The sequence below is a fragment of the Chachezhania sediminis genome (genome assembly GCF_009765275.1).
Taxonomy (GTDB): domain Bacteria; phylum Pseudomonadota; class Alphaproteobacteria; order Rhodobacterales; family Rhodobacteraceae; genus Chachezhania; species Chachezhania sediminis.
This window is the reverse complement of sequence record NZ_VOPH01000002.1, coordinates 636,726-656,670: the sequence shown is the minus strand read 5'-3', so window position 1 is coordinate 656,670 and position 19,945 is coordinate 636,726. Positions and strand designations below refer to the sequence as shown.

Here is a 19,945-nt window from a genome sequence, read left to right as displayed (position 1 = left end):
CCCCGGTCAGGCAAATATCATCGAGCTGAGCTTGCGGCGCCCGTTCAGCACGATGGGATCGTTGGGCTTCAGCGCATCGAAGATGGTGAAAAGCTGCGCCTTGGCCGCGCCTTCGTTCCATTCGCGGTCGCGCTTGAACAGGTCCAGCAGCTGATCCACCGCCTCTTGCACCTTGCCATTGGCATGCAGCGCCTGCGCCAGGTCGAAGCGCGCCTGAAGATCGCCCGGATCGGCGTCGACCTTCGCCTGCAGCTCGGCCACCGGGCCGGCACCGGCCGCCTGCCGCGCCAGTTCAAGCTGGGCATGGGCCGCTTCCAGTTCCGGGCTGTGCGAGATTTCGGCCGGCGCCCCGTTCAGGATCGCCTCGGCCTGGTCCAGGTCGTCCATGGCGATATGGGCGCGCACCAGACCGCCATAGGCGGCCGCGTGATGCGGGTCCTCTTCCAGGATCGCGGCAAAGGTCTGCGCGGCATCCACCGCAGCCCCTTCGCCCAGCATCTCCTCGGCCGCTTCGACCGCCGCATCAAGACCGGCGCCGGGCGCTTCGCCACCGGCAGCCTGCACCAGCCGGTCGATGAAAGCCTTCACTTCCGATGCCGGCACCGCGCCCTGGAACCCGTCGATGGGCTGGCCCTGATAGAAGGCATAGACCGTCGGGATCGACTGGATGCGCAGCTGGCCTGCGATCATCTGCGCCTCGTCGACGTTGACCTTCACCATCTTCACGGCGCCCTTGGCCGCCTTGACCGCGTCTTCCAGCATCGGGCCCAGCGTCTTGCAGGGACCGCACCACGGCGCCCAGAAGTCGACCACGATCGGCACCTCCTGGCTGGCGTCGACGACGTCCGCCATGAAGTTCGCCTCGGTCGTGTCCTTGATCAGGTCGCCCGCCGGAGCAGCGGCTTGCGTTCCGCCCAGAATGTCCATCGTCTTACTCACTCCGCTTTGGGTTTGAGCCGTATATGAAGCCTGTCGGCCCTAAAACCAAGGCCCTCGCGCAGGTGGCGGCCCAGAATACCGCAACCGTAAGGTTAAAGGTCGAAGGTCGCGAAGACCGGCGCATGGTCCGACGGCTTGATCGGCTTTGGGCTTGCCTCCAGCTCCCAGCCGCGCGCGTCGCGCAGGATCCGGCTGGAATGGGCCGCGTTGGAAATGTCGGGCGTGGCCCAGATATGGTCCAGTCGCCGGCCCTTGTCCGCCGCCGCCCAGTCGGCCGACCGATAGGACCACCAACTGTACAACAGCCCGTCCGGGATGTCCTGCCGGGTGATGTCGACCCATTTTCCTGCGTCCTGGGTTTCGGCCAGATGCTCCACCTCGATCGGCGTGTGGCTGACCACCTTCAGAAGCTGCTTGTGGCTCCAGACGTCGTCCTCGCGCGGGGCGATGTTCAGGTCGCCCACCAGGATCGACTTTTCCGGCGCCTCGGTCCGGAACCAGTCGCGCATGTCGTTCAGGTAGGTCAGCTTCTGGTCGAACTTCAGATTCTTCTCGCGGTCGGGCTCGTCCCCGCCCGCAGGGACATAGAAATTGTGGACCGTGACGCCATTTTCCAGCCTGGCCGCGATGTGACGGGCATGGCCCAGGCCTGCGAAATCCTGCGCGCAGACCTCGGTGATCGGCAGTTTCGACAGGATCGCCACGCCGTTATAGCCCTTGTCGCCGCGGGCAACCATGTGGGTGTAGCCCCGCGCCTGGAAGCCTTCGACCGGGATCTTGTCGACCGGCGACTTGCACTCCTGCAGGCACAGGACGTCCGGGCCTTCCTCGTCCAGCAGCTTCCAGACCAGCGGTTCGCGCAGGCGGACAGAGTTGATGTTCCAGGTGGCAAGCGTAAAGGACATGAAGACAGACCGAAGGTTGTGCGTGACCGGCGCCACCCTAGGCGGGACCTTGCCGTTCCTCAACCCGATCCCTGTTCCCCTTGCGCAGGTCGTCACAAATGGGTTTCAGAGCGCGGGCAATTTGCGCGCGCCAAGCGATTCAATCCCCGGTACGACCCCCATGTTCGAACTCTTCACCAGTACGCAGAAATCCATCGCCATCCGCTTCGAGGATGACGAATACGCCTATCTGTCCGCGATCATGGCGGAACGGCGGCAGGGCAGCGGAACGCGGCGCTTTCCCACCCGCGCCTCTGCCCTGCGCCATGCACTGAAAAAGGGAAGCGAGGCCATCGAGCCCGACGACCACGCCACCCGCATCGAGGTGCCCGAGGACCTGCCCCCCGCCGACTATGCCTGGATCATGCCGGGCGAGACGCTGTGGCCTGTGCAGATGCCCAAGGCCACACGCTCGGCCCTGGCCGAGGCCGCGCGCCAGAAGGGCGTGACCCCGCGCCAGATCCTGCGCGCCGCCATCCGCCGCGCGATGGGGGCATGAGCCGCAAGGACACCCGCCGGGCGATCCGGCTGGTCTGTGACGCGGAAACGCTGGACCTTCTGCACGGCCTGCGCCGCGCCCCCGGGCGCAGCCTGGCCGATATCGTCCGCCGGATCGTGGGCGCCACGGACATGGCCACCGTGCGCCCCGCCCTGCCGGGCGCCGTGCGTCAGGTGCTGCTGGTCCAGTTGCCGCATGACCTGCACAAGAATGTGGAAAAGGCGGCCCGTCACCACGCGACCGACCCGGCCGCGATCCTGCTGGGCTGCCTGCGCGCCCGGGGTTGAAACCGCAAACGCCCCCCGGAAAAGAAAAATGCCGGGCTCAATGGCCCGGCTAGTCCAACAGGGAGTTGCCTGTCAGAAACCTGGACAGGCACAGGATACATGTGTCTAGATCATGGATCTGACAAGTTCCTTGATCGAAATCATTTCACGCAACCAGCCGATATCCGCCGGATTCCGTGACCAGCAGCCGCGCATTCGACGGGTCGGGCTCGATCTTCTGGCGCAAGCGATAGATGTGGGTTTCCAGTGTATGGGTGGTGACGCCTGCATTGTATCCCCAGACCTCGTGCAGCAGCACGTCGCGCGGCACCACGCCGTCGGTCGCGCGATAGAGGAACTTGAGGATATTCGTTTCCTTCTCCGTCAGGCGGATCTTGCGGTCGTCTTCGGTGACCAGCAGTTTCATCGCCGGCTTGAAGGTATAGGGCCCCAAGGTGAAGACGGCATCTTCCGACTGTTCGTGCTGGCGCAGTTGCGCGCGGATGCGGGCCAGCAGCACCGGGAACTTGAAGGGCTTGGTGACATAGTCGTTGGCGCCGGCGTCCAGCCCCAGGATCGTGTCGGCATCACTGTCCTGGCCTGTCAGCATCATGATCGGCGCCTTCACGCCCTGCTTGCGCATCAGCCGGCACAGTTCCCGCCCGTCGGTATCGGGAAGACCCACGTCCAGGATGATCAGGTCGTACAGTTTCTCCTTCGTGCGCTCCAGCGCCTGCGCGCCGTCGCCCGCTTCGAAGACGTCGAAATCCTCGGTCATCACGAGTTGTTCACTCAACGCATCGCGGAGGTCGTCATCATCGTCCACAAGGAGAATGTTCTTGATTTGCGCCATCTTCTGCCTCCGACTGCTTGTGCTTCTAGATGTGTGACGCCATGTGTATCGGCAAGAATTGCTGCGCCAGACTCACGCCGACGTGTGCTGACGCAGCGATTTGTTTCAAACTTTTTTCGAAATGGCCTAAGGCAGGGCATGATAGCGACAGGACCAGGACCGACGGCCAGGACTCTGGCCCCCGATACGGGCGAGCTGATGGCGCGTGCGCGCGCCGATCTGCGCATGGGCTTGCCGGTCCTGATAACGCGCGCCGGGCGCGCCGTGCTGGCGGCGGCGGCGGAAACGCTGCCTTCGGACCGGCTGGCGCAGCTGTGCGCCCTGTCCAACGACGTGTCCCTGGCCATCACCGCCCGCCGGGCCGAAACCCTGAAGGCGCGCGCCTATGACGGCGACATGGCGCGGGTGCGCCTGCCGGCCGATGCCGGGCTGGCCTGGGTGCGGGCCGTGGCCGATCCGGCCGACGATCTTGCCACGCCGATGAAGGGACCGCTGCTGTCGCTGCGGGACGGTACCGCGGACCTGCACCGCACCGCGATCCTTCTGGCCAAGTCGGCGCAGCTTCTGCCCTCTGCCGTGGTGGCGCCGCTGGAACCCCGCGCCGTGGCACTGGTGCCGCAAAGCATCACCCGCATCGACCAGGACGAGGCGATGCGCCATTTCGACGATCCCAAACCGATGGAGCCTGTGGTCAGCGCCCGCCTGCCCCTGTCGGTGTCCGAGGCCGGCCGTCTGCACGTCTTCCGCCCCTCCGACGGTGGGGAAGAGCATTACGCGGTGGAAATCGGCCGCCCCGACCGGTCGCAACCGGTACTGGCGCGGCTGCATTCCGCCTGCTTCACCGGCGACCTGCTGGGAAGCCTGAAATGCGATTGCGGTCCGCAACTGCGCGGCGCCATGGCCCAGATGGGGGCCGAAGGCGCGGGCGTGCTGCTGTATCTGAACCAGGAAGGCCGCGGCATCGGCCTGGCCAACAAGATGCGCGCCTATGCGTTGCAGGACCAGGGCTTCGACACGGTCGAGGCGAACCACCGCCTGGGATTCGAGGACGACGAACGCGATTTCCGCCTGGGGGCCGAGTTGCTGCGCAAGCTGGGCTTTTCTTCGGCACGGCTGCTGACCAACAACCCGGCCAAGGTCGCCATGCTGGAAAAGGAAGGCATCACGGTGACGGAGCGCGTCCCCCTGATCGCCGGTCACACCGAGCATAACCGGGCCTATCTGGAAACCAAGGCGTCGAAATCCGGCCACCTGTTTTGACGCCACGGGACCTGGTCCTGACCCCCACCGGACTGCGGTTTCGCGGCCGAACCTTTTCCTGCAGCATCGGCAAGGGCGGGATTTCCGACTCAAAACGGGAAGGCGACGGCGCGACACCATCCGGCGTGCATCGGATCACCGGTATCCTCTATCGCGCGGATCGCCTGCCCCGCCCGCATCCATTGGCCCGGCCCATCGGGCCGCGGGACCTGTGGTCGGACGATCCGGCCGATCCCGCCTACAACACGCATGTCCACGCACCGCATAACTACAGCCACGAAAAGCTGCGCCGGGCCGATCCGCTGTATGATGTCGTGCTGCTGACGGACTGGAACACCGATCCGGCCGAACCCGGCAAGGGATCGGCAATCTTTCTGCACCAACGCCGCAGGCCCGGTTACCCGACCGAAGGCTGCGTGGCCTTTGACCGGGCGGATCTGTTGTGGATCGCCGCAAGGCTGGAGCCCGGACGCACGCGATTGATCGTCTAGCTTCAGGGCGCCTGCGACTCGCCTGAGCCCGGCCAGCGTCAAAGTGCGAAGGCCGCGGAAGGCCGCGACCGCTGACCGGCTTGCCGCCGGGCGGTACAGTGCTTTCAGACCCTGAGGCCGATTTTCAGCGAAGCGGGTTCCGGTCCCCGAAGATGGCCGATCCGACGCGGACATGGGTCGCACCCAAGGCGATGGCCTTCTCGAAATCGCCGCTCATGCCCATCGAAAGGCCGTCCAGCCCGTTGCGAGCGGCGATCTTGGCCAGCAGGGCAAAGTGAAGCGCGGCTTCCTCTTCCACCGGGGGGATGCACATCAGACCCCTGATCGGCAGGTCCAGCGCCCGGCATTCCGCGACAAAGGCATCGGTGTCCGTGGGCGCGATCCCGGCCTTCTGGTCCTCTTCCCCGGTGTTCACCTGAATGAACAGTTCCGGGCAGGACCCAATTTCCTGTGCGATGCGGGCGATCGTGGTGGCGAGCTTCGGACGGTCGACGGAATGGATGGCCTGCGCAAGCTCCATCGCCTGGCGGACCTTGTTCGACTGCAGCGGGCCGATGATGTGAAGCTCGATCCCGTCGTAACGGGTGCGGAAGTCCGGCCACTTGCCCGCGGCTTCCTGCACACGGTTTTCGCCGAAGATGCGCTGGCCCTCGTCCAGCACCGCCTCGACCCGCTCCAGCGGCTGTTGTTTCGACACGGCGATCAGCGTGACGGAACCGGGGGTGCGGCCGGCATCGGATTCGGCCTTGGCGATGGCGGATCGGATTTCCTGAAGGGACATGGAAACAGCCTTTCGAACGGGAACGGCTGCAGGGAAACACCAATACGGCACAAAAGAAAAGGGCAGGTCCGAAGACCTGCCCAATTCCGTCAGATGACGCGCTTCGATTAGAAGCGGAACACGACGCCGGTTTGTGCCCGGGTGATGTCCTTGTCGGAGTTCGCCAGGTTGGTGCCAGCGGTGTTGCGGTAGGAAACCAGACCGGCAACCAAGGTGACGCCGCCGCCCAGGTCGTATTCGTAGTTCACACCGTAGCTGTTGCCACCGAAGGTGGTGCCAGCTGCGTTGGTGTTGTCGTCTTCCTGAGCAACCCATGCCACCAGCGAGCCGCCGACACCCACGTCGACCGAGCCGTACAGGCGGTACTTGGACACGCCGTCGTTGTCGCCGTAGGCCAGGCCAACGCCGAACTGGCCGAAGGTGCCGCCGACGGACACTGCGGTCAGTTCTTTTGCCAGGCCGGCTGCGTTCAGGTCGGCCTTGTCGTTCGTGGCGCCGTCAAGCGATGCCTGCTGACGCGCTGCAGCAACGGTCCAGTCGCCGAAGGTGTAGGCCAGCATAATGCCCGTTGCGGTAACGGTGCCCTGATCGTTGATCGGAGCCGCAACGCCCGGAATCGGAACCGCCTTCGGGTTGGTCTGCGAGTACGACAGTTGACCGGTGAAGCCGCCCTGCGAGTAGATGACTTCGAAGCCGGTTGCCTGGCCAGCTGCGCCCGACGAGGTGCCGGTCGAGTTGTACGCGTCCCATGCCCACTGACGGCCGGCCGAGTTCAGAACCAGCGACTGGAAGCCCGAGCCGTCAACACCGGTGCCAACCGACGTGGTCGGCAGGTACAGGCCCGGCATGTTGTCGACGGCACCCAGGATGTTGCCCACGTTCAGCGTGAAGCCGCTGTAGGTCACACCGAAGCGCGGTGCGTTGAAGACAGCGCCGCCCGGGTTGTTGTTGCGGTTGTCGGCCTGAGCACGGAAGCGAGCGTTGAAGCCCACACCGTTGTCGGTTTCCGCCGACATGTCGAACTGCAGACGCAGACGGCTGGTCAGGTTCATGTCGCGGGTGTTGTTGCCGGTCGCGTCAGTGCTGTTGGCGCTGTTGTAGTCAAGACCAAAACGGCCGTAGCCGCTGAGACGGACGTCCGCCGCTGCGACCGAGCCGGTCGCGACCAGGGCGGTGGTCAGGATCAGAACCTTTTTCATGGTTTTCCCCTCGGAGTTTCTCATTCACACGCCCATGCCAGTGAATCCGGCGTGGGTATGGAAAGCGGTTTCGCTTTTTAGGAGCGCCTTTGGCAAGGGCGGAGGTCGGCCTTGGCTTAATCACGTCGATCTTGGTGCAGCAATGCCACAGTCTTGTGACGCAGGGCGAAGGCTGCCCCCGAAGCATCTGATCCTGCAAGCCAATCCCGTGAAAAACAAGGTCGCCCCGCGGCGCCGCGGCGTTCAGGCAGGCGGCCCCGGGCCGGGACCGAGTCGGCCTGCGGCGCGCTGGCGCCATGGGACAATGCCTGCCTTGCTATGCGGGGTCGGGTTGGATATTCAGAAAATCATTACAGTTGAATACAGGTAGGCCCAATGAGGCTCGGTCGCTTCCGCCGAAATACGCTCTGTCTCTGCTTGGCCGCCCTTGCCGGTCTTGCTGCATGTTCCCGCAACGGCCCTCCGGCCGAACGGGATCCCGACGCCGGTATCTTCATCGCGGATGAAAAGACGACCGGTCGCACGACGATCTGGGATGCCTTCGGTCCGGACAAGTCCGGTCAGGAAGTCCAGGTCAACCGCTACCTGTGGTTCGCGTCGCTCGACGTGCTCAGCTTCCTGCCGATCCAGTCGGTCGATCCGTTCACCGGAATCATCGTCACGGGCTATGGCCGCCCGCCCGGCGGCGGCCGGTCCTATCGTGCGACCGTGCACGTGAAGGACCCGTCGCTGACGGCCCGCTCCCTGCGGGTGTCCCTGCAGACCCAAGGCGGACCGGTCAGCCCGGCCACAACGCGCGCCGTGGAAGATGCGATTCTGTCCCGCGCCCGCCAGTTGCGGATCGCCGACAACAAGCTCTGACGCCCTGCCATCGGGCAGGTCCGGCAAAGTTCGGGTAGTGCGCGCGGTCTTCCGTCGTCGCACCCGTGATTCTGCGTGCCCTCTGGCCGGTCACCCCTCTGGTCACCGCGCGACAATCCTTCTATGACGTCGCCGGGCCCGGACGCGCCTTCAGGCATGCCCGGACGCCGCCTATTCGATGAAGGATTCACGCTGCCCATGTCCGACGCCATCCCGACCAAGTCGCCCGCCGCAGACGCCCCGGCAGGCGCCGTCTATTCCGCCGGCGCCATCGAAGCGAAATGGCAGGCAGCCTGGGACGGTGCCGACCTGTTCCGCGCCGAACGCGATCCGGCGCGGCCCAAGTATTACGTGCTTGAGATGTTCCCCTATCCGTCGGGCCGGATCCACATGGGGCATGTGCGCAACTATACCATGGGCGACGTCATCGCCCGCTACAAATCCTCGTGCGGGTTCAGCGTCCTGCACCCGATGGGCTGGGACGCCTTCGGGATGCCTGCCGAAAACGCCGCCATGGCCTCGGGCGGGCATCCGAAGGACTGGACCTACGGCAACATCGCCGACATGCGCGCACAGATGAAGCCGCTGGGCCTGTCCATCGACTGGTCCCGCGAATTCGCCACCTGCGACCCGGAATATTACGGCCAGCAGCAGGCGCTGTTCCTCGACTTCCTGGAAAAGGGCCTGGTCTACCGCAAGAACGCCGTCGTGAACTGGGACCCGGTCGACATGACCGTTCTGGCGAACGAACAGGTGATCGACGGCAAGGGCTGGCGTTCGGGGGCCGAGGTCGAACGCCGCGAGCTGACCCAGTGGTTCTTCAAGATCTCGTCCATGGCGGGCGAGCTTCTGGACGCGCTGGACGGGCTGGAAAACTGGCCCGCCAAGGTCCGCCTGATGCAGGAAAACTGGATCGGACGCAGCCGTGGCCTGCAGATGGTCTTCAACCTGACCGCACCGGTCGAGGGGCATGACGGGATCGAGGTCTACACGACCCGCCCCGATACGCTGCTGGGCGCCAGTTTCGTCGCCATCGCCAACGACCACCCGCTGGCCAAGGCGCTGGAAGCGGGCGATGCTAGCCTGGCCGCCTTCAACGCCGATTGCCGCAAGTCCGGCACGTCGGAAGCGGAACTGGAAAAGGCCGAAAAGCGTGGCTACGATACCGGGCTGACCGTTCAGCATCCGCTCTTCCCCGACCAGACCCTGCCGGTCTGGGTCGCGAACTTCGTGCTGATGGATTACGGCACCGGCGCCGTCTTCGGCTGCCCGGCCCACGACCAGCGCGACCTTGATTTCGCACGGAAATACGACCTGCCGGTCATCGACACCTTCTTTGCGCTCGACGGCAGCGACCCCGTGGGGACCGAGGCCTTCGTGCCCGCCAAGACCGAAAAGGTCCGCTGGGTCGACCAACCCGCGGGCCTGGACGTCGCAACGGGGCAGGAAGCCATCGACGCCACCATCGACTGGGCCGAAAAGCAGGGCCTGGGCCAGGGCAAGGAACAGTTCCGCCTGCGTGACTGGGGCCTTTCCCGCCAGCGCTATTGGGGCTGCCCGATTCCGGTCGTCCACTGCCCCGATTGCGGCGTGGTGCCGGAAAAGAAGGAAAACCTGCCGATCCAGCTGCCCTATGACGAAGGCGGCAAGCCCATCGACTTTTCCGTCCCCGGCAACCCGCTGGACCGTCACCCAACCTGGCGCGACACGCCCTGCCCGTCCTGCGGCAAGCCGGCCAAGCGCGAGACGGACACGATGGACACCTTCGTCGACAGCTCTTGGTACTTCGCCCGTTTCACCGCGCCGCGCGCCACCACGCCGACGGAACTGGCCGATGTCGATTACTGGATGAACGTCGACCAGTATATCGGCGGTATCGAACACGCGATCCTGCACCTTCTGTATTCCCGCTTCTTCGCCCGGGCGATGCACATCACCGGCCACCTGCCGGCAAAATGCGCCGAACCCTTCGATGCGCTGTTCACGCAGGGCATGGTCACACACGAGATCTACCAGACCCGCGACGACCGCGGCCGTCCGGTCTATCACCTGCCCGAGGACGTGGTGGCGAAGGACGGTTCCGTGGTGGTCAAGGCCACGGGCGAGGCGGTCGAGGTTGTCCCCTCGGCCAAGATGTCGAAGTCCAAGAAGAACGTCGTCGATCCGAACGACATCGTGGAACGGTTCGGCGCGGATACCGCCCGCTGGTTCGTCCTGTCCGACAGTCCGCCGGAACGCGACGTCGAATGGACCGCCGCCGGGGCCGAGGCCGCGCACCGCCACCTGGCGCGCGTCTATCGCATCGCGTCCGACATCGTGGCCATGCCCGACGGGCCCGGCACGGATGACGAGGCGCTGCTGCGCGAGACGCACAAGGCCATCCACGAGGTGACGGGCGGCATCGAAAGCTTCGGCTTCAACGCGGCCATCGCCAAGCTTTACGGTTTCACCACAACGCTGTCCCGGTCCAAGGCCGGCAAGGACGCCAAGCTTCAGGCCGTGAAGGTGCTGGTCCAGCTGATGTCGCCGATGACCCCCCACCTGTCGGAGGAAATCTGGTCCATGCTGGGCGCCGAAGGCCTGGTCGCCCGCGCGCCCTGGCCCAAGGCGGACGACGCGATGCTGGTCGAGGACACCGTGGTCCTGCCCGTGCAGGTCAACGGCAAGCGCCGGGCGGAAATCGAGGTCCCGCGCGAGGCAGACAAGGCCGCGATCGAGGCCATCGCCATGGCCGATGCCCATGTCCAGCGCAGCCTGGATGGCGCCACGCCGAAGAAGATCATCGTCGTGCCCGGACGGATCGTGAATGTGGTGGTCTGACCGGATAACAGGTCCGGTCGGCCGTCGCGCCGTCCTGAAGCTCGGGCTTGCGGGCGGTGCTGCCGCCGGCTTGTCGGCATGCGGCTTCACCCCGGTCTACGGGCCCGGCGGCACCGGCACGGCGCTGCGCAATACCGTGGTGATCGACAAGGCCGACAGTGTCGAAGGCTATCTGTTCGTGCAGGCGGTCGAAACGCAGCTGGGCCACGCGACCCAGCCGACCTACCGCCTGGCCTGGGACATGGCCGTGGTCGAGGAAGGCCAGGCGATCACGCCGAACAACGAAACCACACGCTACAGCGTCATCGGCGCGGTCAATTACCGCCTGATGAAGATCGGGTCCGACGATGTGCTGGCCTCGGGCCGGATCGAAAGCTTCACCGGTTATTCGGCCACCGGCACCACGGTGGAAACGCTGGCCGCCGAACGCGATGCCCATGCCCGCCTGATGGCGCTTCTGGCCGAACGGGTCGTGACGCGGCTGTTCGCGACGGCAGACCTGAGCGGATGAAGCTGTCGGCGCGCGAAGTCGACGGGTACTGCGCCCGTCCCGACACGGGCCGCGCCGGTCTGCTGATCTATGGCAATGACGGCATGCGCGTGGCGCTGAAGCGCCAGCAGGTGCTGGCCGCCCTTCTGGGCCCCGGCGCCGAGGAGGAAATGCGCCTGACCCGCCTGTCGGGCGCCGACCTGCGCAAGGATCCGGCCGGTCTTTACGATGCGCTGAAGGCCGTGGGCTTCTTTCCGGGCCTGCGCGCCGTCCATGTCGAGGACGCGACCGACGGCACCGCCCCGGCCTTCGAGGCCGCGCTGGGGGACTGGACCCCGGACGACGCGCGCCTTGTCGTGACCGCCGGGGCGCTGAAGGCCAGCTCCAAGCTGCGGAAACTCTTCGAAGGCCACCCGGCCGTCCTGACCGCCGCGATCTACGACGAACCGCCGTCCCGCGCGGAAATCGAACGGATGCTGGGCGCCGCCGGCCTGTCCGCGGTCCCTTCCGACGCGCTGGCCACACTGGAAACCCTCGCGGCCGAGATCGGCCCGGGCGCCTTTGCCCAGGTGGCCGAGAAGCTGGCCCTCTACAAGCGGAGCGATTCCGCGCCGCTGACCTCGGACGACATCTCTGCCTGTGCCCCCCAGACGACCGATGCCGCGCTGGACGATCTGCTGAACGTGGTGGCCGAGGCCCGCGTGGCCGAGATCGGCCCGCTGATTCGCCGGCTGGAGGCGCAGGGCACCCAGGCCGTGGGCCTCTGCATCGGGGCGACCCGGCATTTCCGCACGCTCTATGCCGCCGCGGCCGACCCGGGCGGGCCGCGCGCCGGCGTGCAGAAGCTGCGCCCACCGGTCTTCGGCCCCCGCCGGGACCGTCTGGAACGGCAGGCGGGCCAGTGGGGGGCCGCGCGGCTGCAGACGGCGCTGACCGTCCTGACCGATACCGACCTTGCGCTGCGGTCGGCCGGGGCCACCGCACCCGCGATGGCGCTGGTCGAACGCGCGTTCATTCGTCTCGCCATGATGGGTCAACGCCGGGTTTGACTTGACCGCGGTGCGCGCTCGGCCACTTTGTGCGCCGTGACCCGACGAAGAGGAGTTCCCATGTACACGGTCTATGGCAATGCCTACACGCGGACGCTGCGCGTACTCTGGTGCCTGGAGGAGATCGGCGCGCCCTACACCCACGTGCCGGGCGATGCGCACAGCCCCGAGATCAAGGCGGTGAACCCGTCGGGCAAGGTGCCGGCCCTGGGGCTGGAGGACGGGACGATCCTGACCGATTCGACGGCGATCATGACCTTTCTTGCCGACAAGCACGCCGCGGTGACCTTCCCCGCCGGAACGGTGGACCGGGCCAGGCAGGACGGTTTCACCAACATGCTGCTGGACGAGATCGACGGCTGCCTGTGGACCGCGAACCGGATGACCGGGCGCTTCCTGCCGGAAGAGATGCACGTGCCGGACGTGATCCCCAGCCTGAAATACGAATTCAGCCGCTCCATCGCGCGGCTGGACGCGATGATCCACGGCCCGTTCCTGATGGGCGACACCTTCACCATCCCGGACATCATCCTGACCCATTGCGTGGGCTGGGCCCGGGCGATCAAGTTCGACATCGAAAGCGACAAGGTCCTTGCCCATGCCAAGGCCATGCGCGACCGCCCCGGCTACAAGGCAGCCTTCGCGCTGGGTCAGAAAGCGGCCTGATCGCGGATTGCCGCAGGGTCGGGCAGGCTGCGCCTTCGGGCTCCCACGCCTGCCCGACCCGATTCCGGGCCAGCTCGTTCGCGGGCTGGCCCCGCATGGTGAACGCGCTATCCGGGCCTGCCCGACAGGCCGGCGGCCACGCAGCGTCCGGACGGCCTCCGGGTCGCGAAACCCGGAACGCCCGCGCGCCTAAACCGGCAGATCGCGCATCAGCACTGCCAGCTCTGCCGCCCCGTTGGCCTCGACCCCGTCGGCCGCGCCCAGCCGGGCGGCGTCGGGCTTGTTCTGGGTCAGTTTCCAGGTGCCGTCGATGGCCGTGACGGTCAGCCGGTAGGGCACGATCATCCGCATCAGTTTTGCCGTGGCCTCCGGGTCGGTCTTGGCCAGGGTCCAGGGCGTCTTCGGCGCCAGCCGGTTTTCGAATTCCGCCGACAGCCGGTCCAGCACGCCGCGCAGGCTGTCGTCCGGCATCCGTTCCAGTACCCCGTCGACATGGACGGCGACATAGTTCCAGGTCGGCACCTGGTCCTCCATCCCGTACCAGTCCGGAGAGATATAGGCTTCGGGTCCCTGCACCGCGATCCGTGCCGGCTGGCTGGCGGTGACACGCCGGGCAATCGGGTTCGACCGGACCAGGTGCAATTCCAGCGCCGTACCGTCTTCGCTCACGCAGAAGGGCACGTGGGACAGAAGCGGCACGCCCCCGTCCGGGTCCGACACCGCCAGCATCCCGAACCCGCGGTCGCGGGCAAAGGCCAGGTTCTGCGTGTCTTCCGCGGTCCTGTAGATCGGATTGGGATGCATCTGCCCTGTCTCCACGTTGTGCCGTTCCGACCTACCACCCGGGGGCCCGGGGGGCCAAGGCCCCCCGGAAGCGGGGGGCACGGGGGGCGGCAGCCCCCCGTTCCTTCGGGCGACGCGGCCACGCGGCGCAATCCCCCTACAGAGCCCAATCCCCCAGATAGGCCTTCAACTCTTCCGACGGCGCCTCCAGCAATTCCCTGACCTGCACCGGCGCCCGCGCCTCGCCTCCATCGACCAGCACGACCCGGTCCGCGATCCGCACCACGTCGCCCGGATCGTGGGTCACCATCAGGACCAGCGCACCACGCTCGGCCGCCAACGTCTTCACCAGATCCAGCATCTCGGCCTTCAGCGCCGGTCCCAGCGCCGCAAAGGGTTCGTCCAGCAGCAGCACGGGCCGCCCCTGAACCAGCACCCGCGCCAGCGCCGCGCGGCTGCGCTGCCCGCCCGACAGTTCGCCGGGCCGGCGCGGGCCCAGCCCGGCCAGGCCAACCCGGTCCAGCGCCTTCTCGACCGCGGCCTTGTCATCGCCTTTCAGCCGCAAGTCGGGCCGGATCCCCAGCCCGACGTTCTGCGCCACCGTCAGATGCGGGAACAGGTTGCCGTCCTGGAACAGCATCGCCACCGGCCGCCTGCCCGGGTCGAGGTCCTCGATGGCCTCGTTCCGCCACAGGATCCGCCCCCGCTCCAGCGGCAGGAAGCCCGCCAGCCCCTCCAGCAGCGTCGACTTGCCCGAGCCCGAGGCCCCGATCACGCCGACGATGCCCCCGGCGCCCACTTCCATGTCCGCCGTCACGCGGTAGGTGCCGTTCAGGACCCCGACATCGTCAAAGCGCAGCACGGGCGTGTCCTCCCCTGTCGAACATCCAGAACACCGCCAGCGTCAGCACCGCCAACACCAGTGCCGCGCCTGCCGCCTGCTCCATCCGGTAGGCGCCCATCAGACGCAGGATCGCCAGCGGCAGCGTCGCCAGGTCCGGATCGGCGAAAAGCGCGATCACCCCAAGATCCCCCATGGACAGCGCCGCGGCGATCCCCGCGGAGAATCCCAGCGGCCCTCGCAATTGCGGCAGCAGGACATGGCGCAGATAGTTCCATCCGCCCATGTCCAGCCCCATGGCCAGGCGCCCGCTGCGGGCCAGCTCGGCCCGGGCGGCCGGGACCAGCACCCGCAGCCCGAACGGCAGGGCCATCACCGCGTTGGACAACACCGTGACCGGCAGCGCCGCACGCCCCGGGTCGATAAAGGGATAGAGGATCAGGAACAGTCCCGTCCCGATCACCAGGGGCGAGGCGACAAGCCCCGGCAGTCCCGCCGTTTCGGCCAGCGGCCGGCCCGCGGCCGCCGTCAGCGCGACGGGCAGGGCAAGGGCGAGGTAAAGCACCGTGCTCGCCCCCGCCACGATCAGCGATGTCGCCGCCGCCCGCCAGACCGGTCCTTCCAGCGCCGGAAGACCCTTCAGTCCCGCCAGCAGGATCGCTGCCAGCGGCACCAGCAGGAACAGCGCCGCGAACGCAATCGCCAGACCGTCCAGCACCTGCGCCGCGCGCCCGGTCCGGTCCCAGCGGACCGGCACCCGGCCGATGCCGCCGCCAAAGCCCGCAGGCGCCGCGACGGCCAGCCCGGCCACCACGGCCAAAAGGCCCAGCGCCAGTTGCAGGACCGACAGCACCGCCGCCCGGCCCAGGTCGAAATCGAAGCGCACCGCCTGGTAGATCGCCAGTTCCAGCGTCGTGGCGCGCGGGCCCCCACCCAGCGTCAGCGCCACGGCGAAACTGGTCAGGCAGACGGCGAAGACCAGCGCCAGCGCGCCCGGCACGGCCTCGCGCAGCATCGGACGTTCCAGCAGCCGGTGCACCTCGCGCGGGCCGGCGCCCAGCTGCGCGGCCAGGCGAAAGCGTTCGGGCGGGATTTCCTGCCAGCCCTGCAACAGCAGACGGGTGGCAAGCGGCAGGTTGAAGAAGACATGGGCCAGAACGACCCCCTGCAGGCCGTAGATCGACAGCGGCGGCAGACCGAACAGGCCCAGCAGGGAACTGATCCAGCCGCCGCGCCCGAAGACCGTCAGCAGGCCCAGCACCGCCACGATCACCGGCAGCAGGAACGGCGCACCCAGAAGGGCGACCAGGGCGCGCCGGCCCGCGAAGCTGCGCCGCGCCAGGGCGCGGGCGACGGGAATGGCCAGAACGACGCTGAGGCAGGCCGACAGGCAGGCCTGCAGCACCGTGAACCGCAGCGCGGCCCAGTCCGCCGGTCCCAGCGACGGCACCCCGTCATCCGCCGCGCGCCAGGCCACGGCGGCCAGGCAGGCGGCGACCAGGGCAAAGATCCCCGCCGCCGCGATCGTGCCGGGCGTACGCCCTACCGGCTGAGCGCGCCAAGCCATGCGTCAAGCGCCGCCTTTCGCTGGGCCGGCACTTCCGCCGGCGGGATCATCAGGGCCTTTTCCGGCTGCACCAGCGTGTCGAATCCCGCGGGCAGGCCGCCCTCGGGCGTCACGGCCGGGTACATCCAGTTCGTCGTCGGGATCGCCGACTGGAAGGGGGTGGTCACCATGAAATCCAGGAACTGCTGCGCCAGCGCTGGCTGGTCCGAGGATTTCAGCCGCGCCGCGACCTCGACCTGCAGGTAATTGCCCTCGGTCATCGCGGCAGAGGTCTTGGTGTCGTCATCCTCGGCGATGACGTGATAGGCGGGCGAGGTCGTGTAGGACAGGACCGCCTGCGCCTCGCCTTTCAGGAACAGGCCATAGGCCTCGGACCAACCCGGCGTCACGGTGACGATATTGTCGGCCAACCCCTGCCAGATCTCGCCCGCGCGGTCGCCATAGGCGTCCTGGATCCACAGGATCAGGCCCAGCCCGGGGGTGGAGGACCGCGGATCCTCGATCACCAGCGTCACGTCGCTTTGGCCCAGCGCCTCGAAATCGGTGGGAAAGGTCAGGGTCTTGTCGTGGACGAAGGCGAAATAGCCCCAGTCGAAGGGGATGAAGGTGTCGTCGGTCCACGCGATGGGCAGGTCGTATTGCGCCTCGACCGTTGTGGGGACGAAGAGTCCGGTGGCCCTGGCTTCGGCCATCAGGTTGGTGTCGAGGCCAAGGACGACGTCCGCCGCGCTGCGCGCGCCTTCCAGGCGGATGCGGGACAGAAGGGCTGCCCCGTCGGCCGCGCTGACGAATTTCAGGTCGCAGCCGCAGGTCTCCTCGAAGGCCTTTTCGACCACGGGGGCAGGGCCCCACTCGGACACGAAGCTGTCATAGGTATAGACCACCAGTTCCGGCTTCGCATCGTCGGCAAAGACAGGGGTCAGCATCGTGGTGCTGGTGAAAAGCGCTGCAATCGCAAGATGTCTCATGGCATCCTCCATTTGCGGCGAAAGGCAAAGGTGGCGTGATGCCGGAAAACCTTCCCTCCGCCGGTACGAGCCGGTTCAGGTTCAACGGGTTCGCTTATGCGCATCTCAGCCCTTGCAGGCTCCCCGAGGTAGGGCGCACGCTATGCCGGGCGCAGGTCCGCCGCAAGGCGAAAGCGCTTGTGAGCGCGGGCCCGCGCGGCTAGATCGGCGCTGATCGGGCCGGAGGGACGGCCGGACCGGGGCCAAAGCCGCTTGAAACGGCTTTGCAAAGGCCTTTCGTGGCCCGCAGCCGGTCCGACGACAGCCAGACCGGTCAGGCGCGATGAAGGACAGGAGACGCCCCATGTCGATGAACAGCTTCGGACATCTCTTCCGCGTGACCACCTGGGGCGAAAGCCACGGGCCGGCCCTGGGCGCCACCGTCGACGGCTGCCCGCCGGGCATCGCCGTCACGGAAGAAATGCTGCAGCACTGGCTGGACCAGCGCAAACCCGGCCAGAACCGTTTCACGACGCAACGGCGGGAACCCGATGCCGTGAAGATCCTGTCCGGCACCTTCGAGGGCGTGACCACCGGCACGCCCGTCCAGTTGATGATCGAGAACACCGACCAGCGGTCCAAGGATTATTCCGAGATCGCCCAGACGTTCCGCCCCGGTCATGCCGACATCACCTACATGCAGAAATACGGCATCCGCGACTATCGCGGCGGCGGCCGTTCGTCCGCCCGCGAAACCGCGGCCCGGGTAGCCGCCGGCGGACTGGCGCGCGCCGCGCTGGACCAGCTGATGCCCGGCGTGACGATCCGGGGCGCCATGGTCCAGATGGGTGCCGACAGGATCGACCGCGCCGCCTGGGACGGCGACCAGATCGGCCAGAACCCGTTCTGGTGCCCCGATGCTCAGGCCGCGGCCCGCTGGGCCGACACGCTGGACGCGCTGCGCAAGGACGGGAATTCCGTCGGCGCGGTGATCCAGATCACCGCCTCGGGCGCGCCCGCAGGCCTCGGTGCGCCGATCTACGGCAAGCTCGACAGCGATCTGGCCATGGCGATGATGACCATCAATGCCGTGAAGGGCGTGGAAATCGGCGCAGGCTTCGCCGCCGCCGAACTGACCGGGGCCGAGAATGCCGACGAGATCTTCCCGGGCAACGACGGCGCGCCCGTCTACAATTCGAACCACGCGGGCGGGGTGCTGGGCGGGATCTCTACCGGGCAGGACGTCGTGGTGCGTTTCGCGGTCAAGCCGACCTCGTCGATCCTGACGCCGCGCAAGACCATCACCCGGGACGGCCAGCCGCACGAGATCATCACCAAGGGCCGGCACGATCCCTGCGTCGGCATCCGCGCCGTGCCCGTGGGCGAGGCGATGATGGCCTGCGTTCTGCTGGATCACTTCCTGCTGCACCGTGGCCAGGTGGGCCGTCCCGCGACGCTGTAACCAGGGGCGCCGGCACGCTCGGCCGGCTTCCATCCCGTCCAAAGCCGTAGGGCGCGGGCTTTGCACGCACCACGTCGTTCCCAAACCGGGCCGGCCACACGCAAGCCCCGCGGGCTGCGTGCTTTGCACGTACCGTTGCGGCCATCACCCGAAGGATGGTGCCCGCAAAGCACGCACCCTGCGGGCATCCCTCTGCGCGGTCGGTCTCACGCCGAAGCGCGCGCCACCGGGGTTGCTTCCCGCACCCCCCGATCCATCACCCCCGTGAAGGCCACGGCCCGTGCCACCGCCTCGTCCAGGGGCGTCTCCCGGAAGTCCGGGGCCAGCTGGCGGAACAGCGTGCCATCCAGCCGATGCGGCGTGCGCCAGAGATAGGACATCTCGACCATGCAGCGCATCATCGGGTTGACCAGCCCCGCCACCTGCAGCGCAAACCAGGGGAACCGCGCCACCCGCACCTTACGCGGCACCACACGGCGCACGGCCGCGACCATGTCGGCACCTGTGATCGAATAGCCTTCGAAAGGCACATCGACGAAAACCGGCAGCTCCGACCGCTTTTCCGCCAGAATCACGGCTGCACGGGCCAGGTCCGGCAGGAAGGCCCAGGCGCGCATCACGTCCATATCCCCCGGATAGGTGAATTTCCCCTTCGCCAGCTTCGGCGCCATCACCCGGTCGAACCAGTTGCCCGAGGCCTCGATGTCCAGGAAATCGCCTGCCCGCAGGATGATCGTCCGCACCCCGGACCGGCGATAGGCGTCCTCCATCCCGGTCCGGATCCGGCCCATCGGGTTCTGCGCCGCATGGGGCGTGCGTTCCGACCAGGGGGCCGGTGTCTGCTCCCCGAAGACATAGACGTTGCCCGGCACGATCACCGTGGCGCTCGCGGCCTTGGCCGCCGCGATGGCCTGTGCATGAAGCCCAGGCACCTGTGCCGCCCAGTGATCGTAGCGCGGGTTCCATGCGTTCACGATCACGTCCGTGCCCTGCGCCGCCTGCATCAGGTTGTCCTTCGCGCGGTCGAAAAGGCGCACCGTCCATCCCGCGCTCCAGAACGCATCGGCTGCGTTTCGCCCGAACCGGCCCGATGCCCCAAGAATCAGGACCGTTCCACCCGTTTTCCTGTCGTCTGCCATGATCTGCTTCCCTGACTGAATAGCTGGCCGAATTGGCGTCTGGCCCGGATTTATCCATGCAACAGCATTCAGAACATTGCCCAAATTT

The 19,945-nt window shown here is 67.1% G+C and carries 20 protein-coding genes and 1 riboswitch; of the genes, 10 read left to right on the top strand and 10 right to left on the bottom strand.

The features are described from left to right. Window positions 1–6 precede the first annotated feature (6 nt). Both trxA and FQK05_RS08040 read right to left on the bottom strand, forming a co-directional pair. Window positions 7–927 carry a thioredoxin gene (gene trxA / locus FQK05_RS08045; RefSeq protein WP_158965478.1) on the bottom strand — a complete coding sequence of 307 codons (921 nt, stop codon included), beginning with the start codon at window positions 925–927 and terminating at the stop codon, window positions 7–9. Window positions 928–1,031: 104 nt separating this feature from the next. After that, a complete protein-coding gene (locus FQK05_RS08040) occupies window positions 1,032–1,844 on the bottom strand; it encodes an exodeoxyribonuclease III (RefSeq protein ID WP_158965476.1) in 813 nt (270 codons plus the stop codon). Between the two features lie 160 nt (window positions 1,845–2,004). Here FQK05_RS08040 and FQK05_RS08035 point away from each other — a divergent pair, with 160 nt between their 5' ends. Together FQK05_RS08035 and FQK05_RS08030 are read left to right on the top strand one after the other, a co-directional pair. Beyond that, window positions 2,005–2,382, top strand: a complete 378-nt coding sequence (locus FQK05_RS08035; protein ID WP_158965474.1) for a hypothetical protein — start codon at window positions 2,005–2,007, stop codon at window positions 2,380–2,382. Continuing rightward, window positions 2,379–2,669: a hypothetical protein gene (locus FQK05_RS08030; protein ID WP_158965472.1), complete on the top strand. Its 291-nt coding sequence runs from the start codon at window positions 2,379–2,381 to the stop codon at window positions 2,667–2,669. The genes FQK05_RS08035 and FQK05_RS08030 overlap by 4 nt, the downstream gene beginning before the upstream one ends. A gap of 145 nt (window positions 2,670–2,814) precedes the next feature. Here FQK05_RS08030 and FQK05_RS08025 read toward each other — a convergent pair whose 3' ends face one another. Further along, window positions 2,815–3,501 carry a response regulator transcription factor gene (locus FQK05_RS08025; RefSeq protein WP_158965470.1) on the bottom strand — a complete coding sequence of 229 codons (687 nt, stop codon included), beginning with the start codon at window positions 3,499–3,501 and terminating at the stop codon, window positions 2,815–2,817. Between the two features lie 198 nt (window positions 3,502–3,699). On the opposite strand from FQK05_RS08025, the gene ribA reads away from it, so the two are divergent. Both ribA and FQK05_RS08015 read left to right on the top strand, forming a co-directional pair. Beyond that, window positions 3,700–4,761, top strand: a complete 1,062-nt coding sequence (gene ribA, locus FQK05_RS08020; RefSeq protein ID WP_325063860.1) for a GTP cyclohydrolase II — start codon at window positions 3,700–3,702, stop codon at window positions 4,759–4,761. Then, window positions 4,758–5,252, top strand: a complete 495-nt coding sequence (locus FQK05_RS08015; RefSeq protein WP_158965466.1) for a L,D-transpeptidase family protein — start codon at window positions 4,758–4,760, stop codon at window positions 5,250–5,252. The genes ribA and FQK05_RS08015 overlap by 4 nt, the downstream gene beginning before the upstream one ends. A 124-nt stretch (window positions 5,253–5,376) precedes the next feature. On the opposite strand, the gene FQK05_RS08010 is transcribed toward FQK05_RS08015, so the two are convergent. Together FQK05_RS08010 and FQK05_RS08005 are read right to left on the bottom strand one after the other, a co-directional pair. Then, a complete protein-coding gene (locus FQK05_RS08010; RefSeq protein ID WP_158965464.1) occupies window positions 5,377–6,033 on the bottom strand; it encodes a YggS family pyridoxal phosphate-dependent enzyme in 657 nt (218 codons plus the stop codon). A 107-nt stretch (window positions 6,034–6,140) separates the two neighbouring features. After that, window positions 6,141–7,232, bottom strand: a complete 1,092-nt coding sequence (locus FQK05_RS08005) for a porin (protein WP_158965462.1) — start codon at window positions 7,230–7,232, stop codon at window positions 6,141–6,143. Between the two features lie 375 nt (window positions 7,233–7,607). Between FQK05_RS08005 and FQK05_RS08000 the strand changes: the two genes are divergently transcribed. The 5 genes from FQK05_RS08000 (at window position 7,608) to FQK05_RS07980 (ending at window position 13,118) form a co-directional block, all read left to right on the top strand. Then, the gene (locus FQK05_RS08000) at window positions 7,608–8,093 is read left to right on the top strand and encodes a DUF3576 domain-containing protein (RefSeq protein WP_158965460.1); all 486 of its coding nucleotides are present in this window, start codon (window positions 7,608–7,610) and stop codon (window positions 8,091–8,093) included. A 198-nt stretch (window positions 8,094–8,291) separates the two neighbouring features. Then, window positions 8,292–10,913: a leucine--tRNA ligase gene (gene leuS, locus FQK05_RS07995; protein WP_158965458.1), complete on the top strand. Its 2,622-nt coding sequence runs from the start codon at window positions 8,292–8,294 to the stop codon at window positions 10,911–10,913. After that, entirely contained in the window at window positions 10,900–11,424 is a 525-nt protein-coding gene (gene lptE / locus FQK05_RS07990) for an LPS assembly lipoprotein LptE (RefSeq protein WP_158965456.1), read from the top strand. The genes leuS and lptE overlap by 14 nt, the downstream gene beginning before the upstream one ends. Further along, window positions 11,421–12,452 carry a DNA polymerase III subunit delta gene (gene holA / locus FQK05_RS07985; RefSeq protein ID WP_158965454.1) on the top strand — a complete coding sequence of 344 codons (1,032 nt, stop codon included), beginning with the start codon at window positions 11,421–11,423 and terminating at the stop codon, window positions 12,450–12,452. Before lptE ends, holA begins: the two co-directional genes overlap by 4 nt. 60 nt (window positions 12,453–12,512) lie before the next feature. Next, entirely contained in the window at window positions 12,513–13,118 is a 606-nt protein-coding gene (locus tag FQK05_RS07980) for a glutathione S-transferase family protein (RefSeq protein ID WP_158965452.1), read from the top strand. A 189-nt stretch (window positions 13,119–13,307) separates the two neighbouring features. Here the strand turns inward: FQK05_RS07980 and FQK05_RS07975 are convergent, their stop codons facing one another. The 4 genes from FQK05_RS07975 to thiB form a co-directional block, all read right to left on the bottom strand. Next, a complete protein-coding gene (locus FQK05_RS07975) occupies window positions 13,308–13,922 on the bottom strand; it encodes an FMN-binding negative transcriptional regulator (RefSeq protein WP_158965450.1) in 615 nt (204 codons plus the stop codon). Between the two features lie 136 nt (window positions 13,923–14,058). Next, window positions 14,059–14,763: a thiamine ABC transporter ATP-binding protein gene (locus tag FQK05_RS07970; RefSeq protein ID WP_158965448.1), complete on the bottom strand. Its 705-nt coding sequence runs from the start codon at window positions 14,761–14,763 to the stop codon at window positions 14,059–14,061. Further along, the gene (locus tag FQK05_RS07965; RefSeq protein WP_158965446.1) at window positions 14,750–16,309 is read right to left on the bottom strand and encodes a thiamine/thiamine pyrophosphate ABC transporter permease ThiP; all 1,560 of its coding nucleotides are present in this window, start codon (window positions 16,307–16,309) and stop codon (window positions 14,750–14,752) included. Before FQK05_RS07965 ends, FQK05_RS07970 begins: the two co-directional genes overlap by 14 nt. Beyond that, window positions 16,285–17,277, bottom strand: coding sequence for a thiamine ABC transporter substrate binding subunit (thiB, locus tag FQK05_RS07960; RefSeq protein WP_158965444.1), 993 nt, complete (start codon window positions 17,275–17,277; stop codon window positions 16,285–16,287). Before thiB ends, FQK05_RS07965 begins: the two co-directional genes overlap by 25 nt. 35 nt (window positions 17,278–17,312) lie before the next feature. After that, window positions 17,313–17,413, bottom strand: a riboswitch (TPP riboswitch). A gap of 207 nt (window positions 17,414–17,620) precedes the next feature. On the opposite strand from thiB, the gene aroC reads away from it, so the two are divergent. Beyond that, entirely contained in the window at window positions 17,621–18,718 is a 1,098-nt protein-coding gene (gene aroC, locus FQK05_RS07955) for a chorismate synthase (RefSeq protein ID WP_158965443.1), read from the top strand. A 206-nt stretch (window positions 18,719–18,924) separates the two neighbouring features. Here aroC and FQK05_RS07950 read toward each other — a convergent pair whose 3' ends face one another. Next, the gene (locus tag FQK05_RS07950) at window positions 18,925–19,857 is read right to left on the bottom strand and encodes a Rossmann-fold NAD(P)-binding domain-containing protein (RefSeq protein WP_158965441.1); all 933 of its coding nucleotides are present in this window, start codon (window positions 19,855–19,857) and stop codon (window positions 18,925–18,927) included. Window positions 19,858–19,945: the final 88 nt, after the last annotated feature.

Excerpts from the sequence above, each read along its gene's own strand:
- trxA (WP_158965478.1), bottom strand. The coding sequence starts at position 927 with ATGGACATTCTGGGCGGAACGCAAGCCGCTGCTCCGGCGGGCGACCTG.
- FQK05_RS08040 (WP_158965476.1), bottom strand. The coding sequence starts at position 1,844 with ATGTCCTTTACGCTTGCCACCTGGAACATCAACTCTGTCCGCCTGCGC.
- FQK05_RS08035 (WP_158965474.1), top strand. The coding sequence starts at position 2,005 with ATGTTCGAACTCTTCACCAGTACGCAGAAATCCATCGCCATCCGCTTC.
- FQK05_RS08030 (WP_158965472.1), top strand. The coding sequence starts at position 2,379 with ATGAGCCGCAAGGACACCCGCCGGGCGATCCGGCTGGTCTGTGACGCG.
- FQK05_RS08025 (WP_158965470.1), bottom strand. The coding sequence starts at position 3,501 with ATGGCGCAAATCAAGAACATTCTCCTTGTGGACGATGATGACGACCTC.
- ribA (WP_325063860.1), top strand. The coding sequence starts at position 3,700 with ATGGCGCGTGCGCGCGCCGATCTGCGCATGGGCTTGCCGGTCCTGATA.
- FQK05_RS08010 (WP_158965464.1), bottom strand. The coding sequence starts at position 6,033 with ATGTCCCTTCAGGAAATCCGATCCGCCATCGCCAAGGCCGAATCCGAT.
- FQK05_RS08005 (WP_158965462.1), bottom strand. The coding sequence starts at position 7,232 with ATGAAAAAGGTTCTGATCCTGACCACCGCCCTGGTCGCGACCGGCTCG.
- FQK05_RS08000 (WP_158965460.1), top strand. The coding sequence starts at position 7,608 with ATGAGGCTCGGTCGCTTCCGCCGAAATACGCTCTGTCTCTGCTTGGCC.
- leuS (WP_158965458.1), top strand. The coding sequence starts at position 8,292 with ATGTCCGACGCCATCCCGACCAAGTCGCCCGCCGCAGACGCCCCGGCA.
- lptE (WP_158965456.1), top strand. The coding sequence starts at position 10,900 with ATGTGGTGGTCTGACCGGATAACAGGTCCGGTCGGCCGTCGCGCCGTC.
- holA (WP_158965454.1), top strand. The coding sequence starts at position 11,421 with ATGAAGCTGTCGGCGCGCGAAGTCGACGGGTACTGCGCCCGTCCCGAC.
- FQK05_RS07980 (WP_158965452.1), top strand. The coding sequence starts at position 12,513 with ATGTACACGGTCTATGGCAATGCCTACACGCGGACGCTGCGCGTACTC.
- FQK05_RS07975 (WP_158965450.1), bottom strand. The coding sequence starts at position 13,922 with ATGCATCCCAATCCGATCTACAGGACCGCGGAAGACACGCAGAACCTG.
- FQK05_RS07965 (WP_158965446.1), bottom strand. The coding sequence starts at position 16,309 with ATGGCTTGGCGCGCTCAGCCGGTAGGGCGTACGCCCGGCACGATCGCG.
- thiB (WP_158965444.1), bottom strand. The coding sequence starts at position 17,277 with ATGAGACATCTTGCGATTGCAGCGCTTTTCACCAGCACCACGATGCTG.
- aroC (WP_158965443.1), top strand. The coding sequence starts at position 17,621 with ATGTCGATGAACAGCTTCGGACATCTCTTCCGCGTGACCACCTGGGGC.
- FQK05_RS07950 (WP_158965441.1), bottom strand. The coding sequence starts at position 19,857 with ATGGCAGACGACAGGAAAACGGGTGGAACGGTCCTGATTCTTGGGGCA.